Origin of the sequence: Coprococcus ammoniilyticus, from assembly GCF_025567345.1 — a bacterium.
GTDB lineage: Bacteria > Bacillota > Clostridia > Lachnospirales > Lachnospiraceae > Coprococcus > Coprococcus ammoniilyticus.
Genome location: NZ_JAOQJS010000001.1, coordinates 208,571 through 225,574, shown reverse-complemented (window position 1 = coordinate 225,574; position 17,004 = coordinate 208,571). Strand labels below are relative to the sequence as shown.

14 protein-coding genes are annotated in these 17,004 nt (G+C 43.5%); 13 read left to right on the top strand and 1 reads right to left on the bottom strand.

The window, feature by feature from the left end:
* The first annotated feature begins 3 nt into the window (after positions 1-3).
* From OCV60_RS00935 to OCV60_RS00905, 7 genes are all read left to right on the top strand, one after another.
* Complete coding sequence (locus OCV60_RS00935) at positions 4-996, top strand: DNA polymerase III subunit (protein WP_021944362.1); 993 nt, start codon at positions 4-6, stop codon at positions 994-996.
* A complete protein-coding gene (locus OCV60_RS00930) occupies positions 996-1,904 on the top strand; it encodes a PSP1 domain-containing protein (RefSeq protein ID WP_021944363.1) in 909 nt (302 codons plus the stop codon). Before OCV60_RS00935 ends, OCV60_RS00930 begins: the two co-directional genes overlap by 1 nt.
* Positions 1,894-2,652 carry a tRNA1(Val) (adenine(37)-N6)-methyltransferase gene (locus OCV60_RS00925; RefSeq protein ID WP_117784632.1) on the top strand — a complete coding sequence of 253 codons (759 nt, stop codon included), beginning with the start codon at positions 1,894-1,896 and terminating at the stop codon, positions 2,650-2,652. Before OCV60_RS00930 ends, OCV60_RS00925 begins: the two co-directional genes overlap by 11 nt.
* Positions 2,653-2,676: 24 nt before the next feature.
* A complete protein-coding gene (gene rsmI / locus OCV60_RS00920) occupies positions 2,677-3,516 on the top strand; it encodes a 16S rRNA (cytidine(1402)-2'-O)-methyltransferase (RefSeq protein ID WP_117784633.1) in 840 nt (279 codons plus the stop codon).
* A gap of 103 nt (positions 3,517-3,619) precedes the next feature.
* A complete protein-coding gene (locus OCV60_RS00915; RefSeq protein WP_117784634.1) occupies positions 3,620-4,372 on the top strand; it encodes a prepilin peptidase in 753 nt (250 codons plus the stop codon).
* A 141-nt stretch (positions 4,373-4,513) separates the two neighbouring features.
* Positions 4,514-6,148 carry a class I adenylate-forming enzyme family protein gene (locus OCV60_RS00910; protein WP_117784635.1) on the top strand — a complete coding sequence of 545 codons (1,635 nt, stop codon included), beginning with the start codon at positions 4,514-4,516 and terminating at the stop codon, positions 6,146-6,148.
* Positions 6,149-6,274: 126 nt separating this feature from the next.
* Complete coding sequence (locus OCV60_RS00905; protein ID WP_262529214.1) at positions 6,275-7,543, top strand: diaminopimelate decarboxylase; 1,269 nt, start codon at positions 6,275-6,277, stop codon at positions 7,541-7,543.
* A gap of 117 nt (positions 7,544-7,660) precedes the next feature.
* Here OCV60_RS00905 and OCV60_RS00900 read toward each other — a convergent pair whose 3' ends face one another.
* Positions 7,661-8,179 carry a peptidylprolyl isomerase gene (locus OCV60_RS00900; protein WP_021944557.1) on the bottom strand — a complete coding sequence of 173 codons (519 nt, stop codon included), beginning with the start codon at positions 8,177-8,179 and terminating at the stop codon, positions 7,661-7,663.
* Between the two features lie 144 nt (positions 8,180-8,323).
* On the opposite strand from OCV60_RS00900, the gene mltG reads away from it, so the two are divergent.
* From mltG to OCV60_RS00870, 6 genes are all read left to right on the top strand, one after another.
* On the top strand, positions 8,324-9,376 hold the full coding sequence (mltG, locus tag OCV60_RS00895) for an endolytic transglycosylase MltG (RefSeq protein ID WP_021944558.1): 1,053 nt from the start codon (positions 8,324-8,326) through the stop codon (positions 9,374-9,376).
* 142 nt (positions 9,377-9,518) lie between these two features.
* Positions 9,519-11,273 (top strand): FHA domain-containing protein, encoded by a 1,755-nt coding sequence (locus tag OCV60_RS00890; RefSeq protein ID WP_262529047.1) that lies wholly within the window; start codon positions 9,519-9,521, stop codon positions 11,271-11,273.
* Positions 11,274-11,395: 122 nt separating this feature from the next.
* Complete coding sequence (locus OCV60_RS00885; RefSeq protein ID WP_262529046.1) at positions 11,396-13,231, top strand: FHA domain-containing protein; 1,836 nt, start codon at positions 11,396-11,398, stop codon at positions 13,229-13,231.
* A 30-nt stretch (positions 13,232-13,261) separates the two neighbouring features.
* Positions 13,262-14,032: a PP2C family protein-serine/threonine phosphatase gene (locus OCV60_RS00880; protein WP_262529044.1), complete on the top strand. Its 771-nt coding sequence runs from the start codon at positions 13,262-13,264 to the stop codon at positions 14,030-14,032.
* A gap of 12 nt (positions 14,033-14,044) precedes the next feature.
* Positions 14,045-16,195, top strand: coding sequence for a protein kinase domain-containing protein (locus OCV60_RS00875; RefSeq protein ID WP_262529042.1), 2,151 nt, complete (start codon positions 14,045-14,047; stop codon positions 16,193-16,195).
* 5 nt (positions 16,196-16,200) lie between these two features.
* On the top strand, positions 16,201-17,004 hold the full coding sequence (locus OCV60_RS00870) for a hypothetical protein (RefSeq protein WP_117784639.1): 804 nt from the start codon (positions 16,201-16,203) through the stop codon (positions 17,002-17,004).

Sequence of the window (17,004 nt, the reverse complement as noted above, 5' to 3'; positions counted from 1 at the left end):
AGCATGATAGAATTTTCTGAAATTATCGGACATGAGGATATAATCCAGCATTTTAAGAGAAGTATAGAGATGGGAAAGGTATCCCAGGGCTATATCATAAATGGAGAAGAAGGCAGCGGAAAGAAGACTCTGACGCGTGCCATAATCAAGACTCTGGAGTGTGAAGAAGGCGGAACGGAACCATGCTGCAAGTGCAAATCATGCAAGCAGATGGATACGGATAATCAGCCGGATGTTACATGGGTCACACATGACAAGCCAAATGTGATCTCGGTAGAGGAGATTCGTGATCAGGTAAATAAAGATATAACGATCAAACCGTATAGCAGCCGGTACAAGATCTATGTGATCGACGATGCACAACTTTTAAATGCAAATGCACAGAATGCTCTGCTCAAGACAATCGAGGAGCCACCGGAGTATGCGATCATTTTCCTGCTGACCAGCAATATTGACAAGATCCTTCCGACGATCATTTCCAGATGTATCGTACTGAATATCAAGCCTGTCAGAGAGCGGGATGTACTGGATTACCTGATGAATGAGCTGAAGCTTCCAAAGGAAAAAGCAGATTTCTGTATGGACTTTGCACAGGGAAATCTGGGTAAGGCGATCCGGCTTGCGACCAGTGAAGAATATAAAGAGATCATAGAGGATGTAACAGGCATTCTCCGCAGGATCCCGGATATGACAGTCGATGATATTATATTTGCGATCAAGAATATGAACCATCATAAGCTGAAGATCAGTGATTATATTGATCTGATGATGATGTGGTATCGTGACATCCTGATGTTAAAGATCACAGGAAATGCCGGACGACTGATGTTTAAGGAATATTATACAGATATCCGCAAACAGTCAGCTCACATTTCCTATGAGGGTATCGAGAATGTTTTAAAGGCGATGGATAAGGCGAAGATCCGTCTGGAAGCAAATGTTAATTTTGATGTGGCTATGGAACTTATGCTTCTGACTATAAAGGAGAATAAATAATGAAAGAGATCATAGGAGTCCGGTTCAGACCGAACGGCAAGATTTATTTCTTCTCACCGGGAGATCATGATGTAGAATGTGGACAGTTTGTTATCGTGGAGACTGCCCGTGGCGTTGAATTCGGCAAAGTGGTTCTGGGAAAGAGAAATATAGACGATGGCAAGATCGTATCTACTTTAAAGACCATCATAAGAGTAGCTACAGATGAAGATAAGAAGAAAAATGAAGATAACAAGGAAAAGAGCAAAAAAGCATTTGTGATCTGTAAAGAAAAGATCGCAAAGCATAAGCTTGATATGAAGCTGATCGAGGCGGAGTATACATTTGATAATAACAAGGTGCTGTTTTATTTTACAGCAGATGGAAGAATTGATTTCCGTGAGCTGGTAAAGGATCTGGCATCTGTATTCAAGACCAGGATCGAGCTCCGGCAGATCGGTGTCCGTGATGAGACCAAGATGGTCGGCGGTATCGGTATCTGCGGCAGGGAACTGTGTTGCCATAAGCATCTTTCGGAATTTGTTCCGGTATCGATCAAGATGGCAAAGGAACAGAATCTGTCTCTGAATCCGACAAAGATATCCGGTGTGTGCGGCAGACTAATGTGCTGCCTGAAGCATGAACAGGACACATATGAATATTTGAATGAAAAACTTCCAAATGTTGGCGATTTTGTCCGTACAACAGATGGAAACAAAGGTGAAGTCTTATCTGTAAGCGTTCTTCGCCAGAAGGTAAGGATTGTTGTTACGGATAAGGATGACAATAAAGAGGTTATGGAATATCCGGTCAGTGAATTAAAATTCAAGCCGAAGAAACGCAGAAGTACAGAGCGTATCAGCGACGAAGAATATAAGGCATTGGAAGCACTGGAAGATAAGGGAGGGAAATCCAAGTTTGATGATTGATCTTCTCCCTGATGAACGAATCGATGATCTGCAATGCAAGGGACATCAGATCATACAGAATCCGAATATGTTCTGCTTTGGTATGGATGCGGTGCTGCTTGCAAATTTTGTAAAGCACAGACGGGATGGCATGTACATGGATCTGGGAACAGGAACCGGTGTGATACCGATCCTGCTGGCGGCAAAAGAGCCGTCTGACGGCACCTGCCAATTTATCGGTCTGGAGATTCAGGATGCCTGTGCAGAGATGGCTGGAAGAAGTGTCCGATTAAATGATCTGGAACAGAAGGTTCGAATCGATCATGGAGATATCAGAGAGGTCTCCTGTAATTACAGGAAGGCCTTTTTTGATATCGTGACATCGAATCCTCCATATATCAGCGGAAATCATGGACTGACGAATCCGGATGAACCGAAGAATATTGCCAGACATGAAATCTGCGTGACGCTTTCGGATGTGATCGAAGCAGCAGCATATCTGCTGAAGCCGGGCGGCAGTTTCTATATGATACACAAACCATTCCGGCTGGCGGAGATCTTTGAAGGGCTGCTTGCAAATGGATTGGAACCGAAGCGGATGCAGCTCATTCATCCATATATTGATAAAGAACCGAATATGGTGATCGTAGAGGGCGTAAAGGGCGGTAATTCCAGAATCAAGATCGAGCCGCCGCTGATCGTCTATAAAGAACCGGGCGTTTACACGGAACAGCTTCTTGCCACGTATGAAGGAGAAGCAAAGAAATAAAACAGACAGAACAGGAGAATCTACATGGCGGGTATATTATATCTGGTCGCTACACCGATCGGGAATCTCGAGGATATGACATTCCGGGCGGTGCGTACACTGTCCGAGGTGGATCTGATCGCAGCAGAGGATACGAGAAACAGTATCAAGCTGTTAAACCATTTTGAGATTAAAACGCCAATGACCAGTTACCATGAATTTAATAAATATGATAAGGCGAAGGTTCTGGTGGACAAGCTTCTTGCAGGAACAAATATTGCTGTTATAACCGATGCAGGAACGCCGGGTATCTCGGATCCGGGCGAGGAGCTGGTACGGCAGGCACTTGCAGCAGGAGTAACCGTAACAGCTGTACCGGGGGCATGCGCCTGTATCACGGCGCTGATCTCATCGGGATTGCCGACCAGACGGTTTACATTTGAAGCATTTCTGCCACAGGACAAGAAAGAAAAGGCAGAGGTTCTTGCAGGATTAAAGGATGAGACCAGAACGATGGTGATCTATGAAGCACCACACCGGCTGCAGAAGACACTTGCGGAATTATTTAATACACTTGGCGACCGCAGGATCACACTTTGCCGGGAACTTACGAAGCGGCATGAAACAATCGAACAGTTTCTGTTGTCGGAAGCGATCGCCTATTATGCAGAGCATGAGCCGAGAGGTGAATATGTGATGGTGATCGAGGGCATGGATGTGGCTGCGGCAAAAGCAGAAAAGCAGCAGGAATTTCTTTCGATGACGATAGAAGAACATGTTGCCATGTATGAGAAACAGGGCATGACGAAGAAGGATGCGATCAAACAGGCGGCAGCAGACCGTGGCGTTCCAAAGCGTGAAGTATATAATGTGGTAATGCGATAGAAATAAATAGTTGTAAAGTTCATGCCGGAATGAATCATGTGAGTTAAAAATGGTGATTTGCAGGCAATTATAAACAGATGAAAGGTGAAAGGGGTATAAGCATATGACGTGGTTGGAGATATCAGGAACAGTTGGCAGGGTGGCAGCCTGCCTTGGATTTTTTATTGCAGGTATGGTGATCTTCTATCTGCTGACAAAGGTGATCTACCGGATACCGGAGAAACAGCAGTTAGAGCGGCTGCATGAACCGGGAAAGTTCAGAAATGCAGGGATCATTATATTTGGTGGTCTGGCAGCAGTTTTATTTACCGGATTTTTCGGAATGGGGTTACAGGGGATTATTTATTTCCTGTTTCTGGCGGTTCTTACGGTAGTGACCTTTATAGATATGGATACCATGGAGATCCCGTTTATACTGAATATCATTATTTTTGTGATGGGTGTGGTATCTCTGATCCTTCAGTTCGTGTCCGATGCAGCTCCGGGGTCTGAGTTCCTTGCAATGGATGGGGTTACGATCGTATCCAGACTGATTGGTATGATCTGTATCAGTCTTCCGTTATATCTGATCGTTCTTATTATTCCGGAAGGCTTTGGCGGCGGAGATATCAAGCTGATGTTTGCTGCCGGCTTCTTGCTTGGCTGGAAAGCAACAGTAGTTGGTTTCTTTATCGGACTGATCCTTGGCGGAATCTATGGCGTGATCTGTCTGGTTCGCAGAAGCCATGGCAAAAACGACCATTTTGCATTTGGCCCTTTCTTAAGCGTAGGTCTGGCTATTACATTATTCTGTGGAAATGATCTCATGAACCGGTATATTGATTTCTTGAAAGCAGCAATGAACCCGGAGATGTAAAGAGATAAATCCCGAGCTGATATTATTTATAGAAAAAACTGCTTGTGTATTCGGATGAGATTGAGTATACTAAAGGGTATGGATGTTTAACGCGTTAAAGCGTTTGAGCGAAAAAGTTGTAATATACGGAGGAATATAGGTATGCCAATTATAGATTATCTGGAAAGAAATGCCAGAGAATTTGGGGATGATGTAGCGCTGGTTGAGATTAATCCGGATGTCACAGAGACGAGAAGAGTGACATGGAGAGAATATGAGCTGATCGAGGCGAATCCAACCTGTCAGTATAGACGGGAGATCACATGGAATGTATTTAACGAGAAAGCCAATCGTTTTGCAAATCTTCTGGTTTCCAGAGGAATCCAGAAAGGAGATAAGATCGGTATCCTGATGATGAACTGTCTGGAATGGCTTCCGATCTATTTTGGAGCATTAAAGACAGGAGCTTTGGCAGTGCCGCTTAATTTCCGTTATGATGCAGAGGAGATCAAATACTGCGTAGAGCTTGCGGATGTGGATGTACTTGTATTTGGACCTGAATTTATCGGGCGAGTTGAGACAGTTGTAGATGAGATCGCAGAGAAGCGTATTCTGTTATATGCCGGTGGCAACTGCCCAACATTTGCAGAGGACTACGACAAGCTGACAGCAAACTGTTCCAGTACCTTTGAAAAGAGAGACATTAAAGACAGTGACGATGCAGCGATCTATTTCTCATCAGGAACAACAGGTTTTCCAAAGGCAATCTTACATAACCATGAGAGCTTGATGCATGCAGCTACAGTTGAGCAGAAGCACCATGGACAGACAAAGGATGATGTATTCTTATGTATTCCGCCTTTATATCATACAGGTGCAAAGATGCATTGGTTCGGAAGCCTGATCACAGGCGGAAAAGCAGTTCTGTTAAAGGGTGTTAATGCAAAGACGATTCTTCAAACTGTATCCGATGAACAGTGTACCATTGTATGGCTGTTAGTACCATGGGCACAGGATCTGCTGCTGGCATTAGAATCAGGTGAAGTAAAATTATCAGATTATAAGCTGGATCAATGGAGACTGATGCATATCGGAGCACAGCCGGTTCCACAGAGCCTGATCAAACGTTGGAAAGAATATTTTCCACATCACCAGTATGATACAAACTATGGTCTGTCAGAGTCTATCGGACCGGGTGCGGTACATCTGGGTGTAGAGAATATCGATAAAGTTGGTGCGATCGGCGTGCCGGGATATGGTTGGCAGGTGCGTATCGTAGATGAAGATGGTAAAGATGTGAAGCAGGGAGATGTTGGAGAACTGCTATTAAAGGGACCTGGCGTTATGACCTGTTATTATAAGAATCCGGAAGCAACGGCTGAGACATTAAAGGATGGATGGCTGTATACCGGAGATATGGCAGAGCAGGATGCAGATGGCTTCATCTATCTGGTTGACCGTAAGAAGGATGTTATCATCAGCGGTGGTGAGAATATTTATCCGGTACAGATCGAGAATTTCCTGAGTAAATATCCAAAGGTCAAAGACGTAGCAGTTATAGGGCTTGCAGATCCACGACTTGGTGAGATCACGGCAGCGATCATCGAGACAAAGGACGGTGTGGAATGTACCGAAGATGAGATCAATGAATTCTGCAAGGAGCTTCCAAGATACAAGAGACCAAGAAGAATTATTTTTGAGGATGTACCGAGAAATGCAACCGGTAAGATCGAGAAGCCGCTCCTTCGTAAGAAGCATAAGAGCGATAACCTTGTTGCAGCCGAGAATAATGCATAAAGAGATCACAGATCGTGGTATTATACAGATAAAGAATGCAGAATCTGATATGTATTCTTTACAAATCCAGATGTGTGTGCTTAAATATATAGTCGGAATTACAAAATACAACAGGAAGGTAAGATGATCATGAAGACACCATTTGTAACAAAAGCACAGGTTGATGAGATGATTAAGAAATACCCAACACCATTTCATCTTTATGACGAAAAAGGTATCAGAGAAAATGCAAGAAAGTTATATCAGGCATTTTCATGGAATAAGGGATTTAAGGAGTTCTTTGCGGTAAAGGCAACCCCAAATCCTACTATTCTTCGTATTTTAAAGGAAGAAGGATGCGGTACAGACTGCTCATCACTGACAGAGCTTATGATGTCAGATAAACTGGGATTTACCGGAGACGAGATCATGTTTTCATCCAATGATACGCCGGCAGAGGAATTCATCCTTGCAAAGAAGCTTGGCGCAACGATCAATCTGGATGATTTCACACATATTGACTTCCTTGAAAAGACAGCAGGAATTCCCGAGAAGATCTGCTGCAGATATAATCCGGGTGGAACATTCTCTATTTCCACAACGATCATGGACAACCCTGGAGATGCCAAGTACGGTATGACCAAGGATCAGATCATAGAAGCGTATCGTATCCTGAAGGATAAAGGAGTAAAGAGATTTGGAATGCATGCATTCCTTGCAAGTAATACTGTGACAAATGACTACTATCCGGTTCTTGCAAGAACCTTATTTGAGGTAGCAGTTGAGATTAAGGAAAAGACAGGCGTAAAGCTTGACTTCATCAATCTGTCAGGCGGCGTAGGTGTTCCGTATACACCGGATAAAGAGCCGAATGATATCCTTGCGATCGGTGAAGGTGTAAGAAAGGTATATGAGGAGATTCTGGTTCCTGCAGGAATGGGTGACGTAGCCCTCTATACAGAGCTTGGACGATTCATGCTGGCTCCATATGGTCATCTGATCACAACAGCCATCCATGAGAAACACACCCACAAGGAATATATCGGTGTTGATGCATGTGCAGTCAACCTGATGCGCCCTGCTATGTATGGTGCATATCATCATATTACAGTCCTTGGTAAGGAGAATGAACCATGCGATCACAAATACGATGTGACAGGTTCTCTGTGTGAGAATAATGATAAATTTGCCATTGACCGTATGCTTCCAAAGATTGATATGGGAGATGTTCTGGCAATTCATGATACAGGAGCACATGGCTTTGCAATGGGATATAATTATAACGGCAAGCTGAAATCCGCAGAGGTTCTTCTCTGTGAGGATGGCAGCACGAAGCTGATCCGCCGGGCAGAGACACCGGATGATTATTTTGCTACATTAGACGGTTTCTGGGATGTAGATCTGAACGAAAAATAAGAGTGCTTAAGCCTGCTGAAAGTTGCAGTGACGGTCATAGAAAAAACATAAAAAAACAGCCATTTTGGAGAAATATGTGTTTCCAAAATGGCTGTTTTAGTTTATACTGAATTTTAGTCAGGCTTTTTCAGGTTCCGGGTAATCAATACCAAATGTGTCAACAGTTACGGAAGCCATTTTCTGTTCTTTTACAGGACGATCACCGTAAGTTGTTCGGGTTGTTGCAATCTTATTTACAACATCCATTCCTTCGATTACTTTGCCAAATGCAGCGTATGCACCGTCTAAATGAGGAGCGGCCTTGTGCATGATAAAAAACTGGGAACCTGCAGAATCCGGCCGCATGGAACGAGCCATGGAGAGAACACCTTCAGTGTGCTTCAGGTCGTTCTTGAAGCCATTCTGTGAGAATTCACCTTTAATGCTATAGTTTGGTCCGCCCATTCCGGTTCCTTCCGGGCATCCGCCCTGGATCATGAAACCATTGATGATACGGTGAAAGTTCAAACCATTGTAAAAGCCTTTTTTTACGAGTGAGATAAAGTTATTAACTGTATTAGGAGCAATGTCCGGGTACAGCTCAGCCTTTATAACATCACCGTTTTCCATTGTAATTGTTACTATTGGATTTGCCAAAATAAATCGCATCCTTTCATTTATGATGAGGCTATCATATCATTACAGGCTTTACAAAGTCAATGTTGGATGCATTGTTTTGGGTTGGGGTATATTTTTTATTGGGGAATAAAAAGTTACAAACAGAAAAAGGAGAAACGCAGAGTGAAGAACGGAAAAGGTATTAAGGTAATTATTGTATTGGCCGTCGTTATTGCCCTTGTTGTGATAGGCGGATTAAAGATTAAAAATGTCTATGATGGATTTATGGATGAGTACAAGGGGACGGAGAGCGCATCGGGAACAGATGTAACGATCGAGATTCCGGAAGGAGCATCGTCAAAGAAGGTGGCAGCGATTCTACATGATGCCGGTTTGATCAAATATGAATACGCATTTGTGTTACGCGTGAAGGAATCGGAATACAGAGGTCGGATCCAGCCTGGGACATTTACTTTGAATACCGGAATGAGCACACTTGAAATGATAGAGGATCTTTGTTATGTAGAACCTGTCAAGGAAGTCGTTGATACATTGACAATACCGGAAGGTTACAGTATTGAACAGATAGCAGCAAAATGCGAGGAACATGGTATTTGCAGCGCAGATGAGTTCCTGAATGAAGTAAAGAATGGGAACCATCAGATCCCGTTCAGTACCGGAGATATGAATACAGATGGTGTGAAGTATGACCTTCAGGGATATCTGTTTCCGGCAACCTATGACATCTATGATGATACGACTGCAGCAAGTCTGATCGATACGATGCTGGAGAAGTTTCAGAGCGTTTATACTTCAGAATACAGCGCAAAGGCAGCAGAACTTGGATATACTGATTATCAGATCCTGATCATGGCATCTATCGTGGAACGGGAAGCCAAGATTGACAGTGAGAGACCGATCATTGCAGGAGTTATCTACAATCGTCTGAACATTGATATGATGCTTCAGATGTGTCCGACGGTTTTGTATCCTTTGACAGATGGAATGTATGATAAGACAGAAGTGACTTATGATGATCTGGAGATCGAATCTCCATATAATACTTATAGGAATACCGGACTTCCGGTAGGTCCGATCTGCAATCCGGGGCAGGCGTCACTAGAAGCGGTATTATACCCGGATGAGAATGATTATCTGTATTATCATACCAGTGATGCGGGAGATGGAAGCCATATTTTCTCGTCTACGTATGATGAACATATCAATACGCAGTAGTGTATTGGGCAGAATGCTGATTTCTTTTTAAAAAGACTTGCGATATATGGTGAAATTATATATAATTATAGCGTATGCATGAACAATGGGATAATTTGTTACCTTATATGCACAGCGAAACGTGTGATAGGAGGATTATTTGATGAGAAAAGTGAATTTCAAAGTAAGAAACATCGGCTCTGAGAAGTACTTGTCTTACGTTCTGGATGACGAGACAGACTTTGACGAAGAGCTGCTGGATTACCTTGATGAAAATAAAATTACAGAACTCATTGATATCATCTATGAAGAAGATGATGAGAATGACTATCTTACATACAATATAACAGACAGAACAACAGTTGGAGCACTCCTTTCAGGCACGGTACATGCAGAGATGATGCTGGGCATAATCCGGGGAGTTGCTTCTGGTATCATGAATATGCGTGATCTTGGAATCCCTGTTTCGTATGTAATTTTGAATAAGGATTTTACTTATGTGAATCCGGTGACATTTGATGTGAAGATGATCTGCGTTCCGGTTGAAACTGAAGTAACGGCAAATGCAGAGTTTAAAGCATTTGTTAAAGATCTGATCCTGAATTCTACATATGCAGATGATGAAGACTGCAACTATGTTGCAAAGCTTATCAACATGCTGAATGCGGAGAAGTTTACGATCCGTGGTTTTGTAAGTCAGATCACAGAGCTGATGGAGGCTGCCGGATTACAGGTAGAAGAAGAATTTATGGATGTTGGAGATTCCGGCGTGGAGGTTTCTCAGGGTGTGGATATTCCACAGGGTGATACCTCTCTGGATGATCTTCCGGAATTTAAGGATATATCATTTGACGATGATGACGATGATGGCCTTGAGATGTACGAGGAAGAACCGACAGAAGAGAATACGATCTTCAAAGATCTGGATTTGAATGCAGATGTTGACAGCGCACTGAATTCTGTAAATATGGATCTGTTCGATGAGAGTAATCTGGAAGAGCTTACACTGGATGAAGATGCAGAGTTAGAAGAAACGGCTCATGATGAGGCAGAACCGGAAACAGAAGAAGCAGAGGCAGAAGATATTAAGCCTGCGACAGAGATTCCGATAGAGACACCGGAGGAGACAGAAGAGTCAGAAGGTATGACAGAGATGCTGACGGGTGCTGATCTGGCGGACATCGGTGAAGAAAAGCCACATGCATTTAATATCAAGGAGATTGCACATACTGCTGAGGGTGTGACAGAGATTTCTGCTGAAAGTAAGATGGAAGAAAAACCGGTATTGATCGATACTCAGGATCTGGATAATCTGATCGAGAAACCACCGGTTATGAAGAACATAAGAATCAACCGTGCAAAGATCATTCAGAAGGCTTCTGTTGAGATGGAGGATGATGAGGTTATTGATAATCCAACGGAGCAGATTCGGGGAGCGGGTGACGTAGATGAGGCGGATGCAGTAGAGCCTGAAACTCTTACAACACCGGTTCCTGTTGAAGAAAAGGAAGAGCCTGAAACAGGAGCGACCGGAACAACGGTTGAACTTACAGGTGGCATGAGTGTTGTACAGGATCAGACACCGGAGGAAGAGAAGAAACCTGCACCGGGTGTGCCGAAGGCAATGCCATATATTATCCGTGTAAACACAAAGGAACGTGTTATGGTAAATAAGGCAGTATTTAAGCTTGGTAAGGCAAACCGTGGTGTTGATTTCACAATTGACGGAAACGGTGCGATCAGCAGAGTACATGCGATCATTTATCAGAGAGATGACGGTTGTTACCTGAAGGATAACAAAGCGACAAATGCTACACTGGTAGATGGCGTGAAGCTGGAAGAAGGTCAGGAAGTTAAGCTTAAGAATGATGCGACGATCACAATCGGCGGAGAAGATTTCATTTTCAAATTAAGCTAATATATATTATCACCCGGATCGGGTGAACACGAGCAGGTAGGAATACCTGCTTTTGGTGTATACATGGAAAATAATTATCCGGACAGTATTGGAATTTCCGGATCATGAATGGAGAGAGGGACATGAAGAAGAACAAAGTATTACTTACAAAAACGGGAGATACATATAACTGCAGATATGTGCTGGATCAGACTGATATTATTGATGAAAAGGTAGATAAGGGTGTGAGTGGAAAATTTCCACAGATCATACCGTGCAGACTGGAAAAGAAAGATAATCAGAGAGAATTTATTTATGAGATTGGCAACAAGGTACAGTTGACCGAGTTCCTCAAGAAAGAGATCAACAAGAAGCAGATGCTGACATTACTGTATAACCTTTTAAGCGGTCTGGAAGCATTTGGAATGAATATGATCTCATTAAGCTATGTTGCCAAGGATATCCAGTATGTGTTTGTTGCTCCTGAGAGCCTGAATGTTTATTTTATTGTTGCAGGTGTCGATAAGGAGATCACGGATCTGAATGAGGTTCGCAATTTTGTAAAAGATGTTATCTGTAATGCACATTATTTTGAGATGGATCGGGATAATTATGTAGCAAGACTGATCACATTTACGAATAAACTTGGAACATTCTCAGTTGGTGATATGAAAGAATTTGTCAATCAGCTTCTGATTGATATGGGAATCCACATAGAGGAAGAAAAGAAAAAAACAGAGAAAAAAGAAGAAAAAACTGCAAACGACAAGGTAAGCCGTATTGGTGTTATGCAGAATAATGCAAAGATGGTACAGCCTGGTGCTTCTGCCAGAGGATCAGTGCCACCAATGCCAAACCGTCAGGTACCACCGATGCCGAACGGACAGCCAATGCCGGGACGGCCAATGCCAATGCAGATGGGACCGGATGGCAAGCCAATGCCGGGACGGCCAATGCCAATGCAGATGGGACCGGATGGCAAGCCGATGAACGGTCGGCCAATGCCGGGACGGCCAATGCCAATGCAGATGGGACCGGATGGCAAGCCAATGAACGGTCGGCCAATGCCGGGACGGCCAATGCCAATGCAGATGGGACCGGATGGCAAGCCAATGAACGGACAGCCGATGCCGGGACGGCCAATGCCAATGCAGATGGGACCGGATGGCAAGCCAATGAACGGTCGGCCGATGCTGGGACGGCCAATGCCAATGCAGATGGGACCGGATGGCAAGCCAATGAATGGACAGCCGATGCCGGGACGGCCAATGCCAATGCAGATGGGACCGGATGGCAAGCCAATGAATGGTCGGCCGATGCCGGGACGGCCAATGCCAATGCAGATGGGACCGGATGGCAAGCCAATGAATGGACAGCCGATGCCGGGACGGCCAATGCCAATGCAGATGGGACCGGATGGCAAACCAATTGTGCCGCCAATCCCAAATCGTCCGGCATCATCAATGCCGGAAAAGAAACCGGAGGCAGCACCGGTACCACCGATGCCGGAGAAGAAACCGGAAGCAGCACCGGTACCACCGATGCCGGAGAAGAAACCGGAAGCAACACCGGTACCACCGATGCCGGAGAAGAAACCGGAAGCAGCACCGGTACCACCGATGCCGGAGAAGAAGCCGGAGGCAGCACCGGTACCGCCGGTTGAGGAGAAGAAGCCTCAGGTGCCAGTGCCGTATCTGTTAAGAATAGCAACAAATGAAAAAATATATATAAATAAACCGGAATTTTCAATCGGAAGATCTGCAACCAAAGCAGATTATACAGTAACAGACAATTCAGATGTCAGCCGGATCCACTGCATCATTGAGAGAAAAAATGGTGTCAGCTATATCAGAGATAATGCCTCCACAAATGGTACATTTGTGAATGGACAGAACATAGCTGGACAGAAAAATGTATTTTTGACAAATAATGCAAAGGTTTCTCTGGGTGATGAAGGTTTCATTTATTTTGTCAGATAAGGATATGGGGATAATAATCAGGAGAAGCGTATGAAATATAGAGCGGCATATCACACAGATGTGGGTATAAAAAAGAAAAATAATCAGGACTCTCTTGCGATCAAGATTGCAGAGACTCCGAATGGACAGGCAGCCTTTGCGATTATCTGTGATGGCATGGGCGGACTGGCAAAAGGAGAGCTTGCAAGCAAAGAGGTCATAAATGCATATTGTGACTGGTTTGAACATGATTTTGTAAAACTGGTCAGAACAGGAACATTTAATACAGCGATCTTGAAGGAGCAGTGGGATCGCATAGCTGTAACAGAGAATGAAAAGCTGAAAGCATATGGTGACAGCCGGGGAATTATGATCGGAACCACGTTGTCAGCCATTCTTATGTATGAGGACAGATATTATATTATACATGTGGGTGACAGCCGGGTATATGAGTTGACAGATAAAATGGAGCAGCTTACACAGGATCAGACATTGGTTGCAAGGGAGATCGCAGCAGGAAGACTGACCCCGGAGCAGGCAGAAACAGATAGCAGACGAAGCATACTGTTACAGTGTGTAGGCGCATCACCGGTAGTGGAACCTGATTTCATCAGAGGTTATATTACACAAAATGCATCGTATTTGTTATGTTCAGATGGATTCAGACATAAGATAAGCGAAGATGAGATTATGGCGAAACTCAGTCCGCTGGCAGCACCAGATGAAGATAAGATGAAAGAGGGCTGTATTTTTTTAACAGATCTTGTAAAGTACAGGAAGGAAACAGACAATATAACAGTATTGCTGGTCAAGGCTGAGTAGTGGGGAGATAAGATGACAGAATTAGGAACAGTATTAGATGGAAAATATGAAATACTGAAAAAAGTTGGTCAGGGTGGAATGTCAATTGTTTATCTGGCGATGGATAACCGTCTGAATAAACAGTGGGCTGTAAAAGAGATAAAGAATGATGGTTCCAAGAGTGTAGAAACACTTTTAAAAGGCTTGGAGCGCGAAGCAAATATCCTGAAAAATGTGGATCATCCGGTATTGCCTCGAATCGTTGATATCATAAATGAGAATGGAACGATTTATGTAATCATGGATTTCGTAGAAGGTAAGCCGTTAAATGAAGTTTTGAAGGCAGAGGGTGCACAGAAGCAGTCCGATGTAATTGAGTGGGGTCGTGCGCTTGCCAGTGCACTTGATTATCTGCACTCCATGAATCCACCGATCATATACAGAGATATGAAACCATCCAATGTTATGTTAAAGCCGGATGGTTCAGTAAAGCTGATCGATTTTGGAACAGCAAAAGAGTACATAATTGAAAATAACGCAGATACTACAGCACTGGGTACCAGAGGATATGCAGCACCGGAGCAGTTCGGTGATGCGCAGGGACGTGGTATCTATAATACTGATGCCAGAACGGATATTTATAATCTGGGTGCGACGCTGTATCATCTGGTAACCGGAAAGAATCCATGTGAGCCACCATATGAGATTAAACCGATCCGTCAGTGGAATCCAATGCTTTCATCTGGTCTGGAGCAGATCATTATCAAGTGCTGCCAGTCAAATCCAAATGACAGATATCAGTCCTGTTCAGAACTTCTGTATGCGTTGGATCATTACAATGAGTTGGACAATGAGTACAGAGCAAAGGCAAAGAAAAAGCTGGTCACATTTGGCGTGATGGCAGGATTATCCCTTCTGTCTGTTGGCTGTGCCATTTTTGGCGGGGTAAAGAAGAATGAGATCAAGGAGAAGAACTACAGCAACAAGATACTGGAGGCAGAAGATGCGCTGCAGGATAATGATATAAATGGAGCAATCAAGATCTATAAAGAAGCAATTGCTCTGGATGAATCATCCTCAGATGCCTATCTGGGACTTCTTGATACGTATGCATATTATTATGATATGGATCAGAACACTGACACTGTGTCCGAGAACGTGGACAGTGGAGCAAAATTAGGTGTACGTTACGTCACCAAGTATATTGACAAGGTAAATGCAGATGTTGTCTATGAGGTTGCGATCATTTATTACAACGAAATCCAGGATTACAAAGCCGCAATGCAGTATTTTAATCAGGTAAATGATTCGGCAAACTTCCCGGATGAGACAGCACAGGCTGCATACTATTCGGCAATTTGCGAGAATAAGATCAAGAAGAATTCCAATTTTGCAAACAGTAAAGAGAATCTGGTTAATTTTGAAACTTATAACAGTGAGGAACTGGAAGATACAAATCCAAGCAAATATGTAAATTATCTGAATATCGCTTCTATCTATGTTGATAATCTGGGAAGTGATACGGCAGATATGCCGCAGAGAACGATTGCATTGCTGACGGAGGCAAACGAAAAGCTGGATGAAAACAGTACAGCACTTTCCAATGCACTTCCGGAGGATCGTAATGTAAAATATTACACGGCACAGTATGCGAGAATCCTGTATTCCGTATATTCCTATCAGGCAAAGAATACGAATGTAGATGCAGAGAAGGAAACCTATTATCTGAGTGCAATCGACTCACTTAACCGTTATCTGGCAAGTATCGATATCACGGATCCAAATCTTCCGGATACAACAAAGAAATCATATGTAAAATATATGAAGGAAGAAGCGGAAACTTACATAGCGCTTGAAAAGATCAGCGACAATAAGGATTATTATGATCAGGCTGAAAAGGTATACAGTTCCGCAGAGAGCAGTATGGGAACGGTTGATAATGCAGCCGATATTTATGTCAGTCATCTGACATATCTGTATGACCGGTATTCCGGAGAATACGGATCCAATCCGAAACGCTGGAAGCAGGATGGCATCCAGAAGATCAAAGCGGTATACGATGTGGGCAGTAAGATCAATATTCTTGCCTCCCGTGGTAATAATGAATGGAACTCGTTGATCGTAAACTCTGCAATTTCTGATATTATAAATGGAAATACTGCAGTGACAGGGAGTGAGGAGTGATAACAATGAATGAAACGATATGTAATGTAATGTTATTCGGCGGTATAGCTCTTGCAGTTGTCTTTGCAGTGATAGCAGTTATATTATTTGTAAAACTGGATATCCCGAAGGTGATCGGAGATCTTTCCGGAAGCACAGCCAGAAAACAGATCAAAGAGATCCGCGAAAAGGGTTATGAAAGCTTACAGGGAAGCGGTGCTTCCAAAAAAGATGCGATCAAATCAAAGGGCAGTACCAGTAAGATCGAGGTGCGTGATATCAAGGGCAAGTCAGCATCCGAAGAAGTTTCCAGGAAAGGAAATGAGAGATATAAGAAGGCTGTGGATGAGTTGAATAAGAGCAGAAGCCATCATCATACCAGACCGGAAGAAGCAGATTCTGAGAAAGCAACCGATATCCTGAGACCGGAAGAGGATTACGAAAAAGAAACCGACATCCTGAGGCCGGAAGAGGATTACGAAAAAGAAACCGACATCCTGAGACCGGAAGAGGATTATGAGAAAGAAACTGATGTCCTGAGATCAGAGGAGGATTATGAAAAAGAGACCGATGTTCTTCGGGCGGATGATGAATATGAGCGTGAGACTGATATTCTGACATCAGAGGACGAAGCAGATGCGGCAACGGATGTCTTAAGTACAGACAGTGATGCAACAGACGTATTAAGTACCGATGATGATGCAACAGATGTTCTCACTATGGATACAGAAGCTTCTGACAGTAGTGAGACCGATATACAGGGTGAAGAAGCTGAGAAATTCCCACTGTTAGTTGATGTTGTTGTAGTTCATACGGATGAATCGATATAG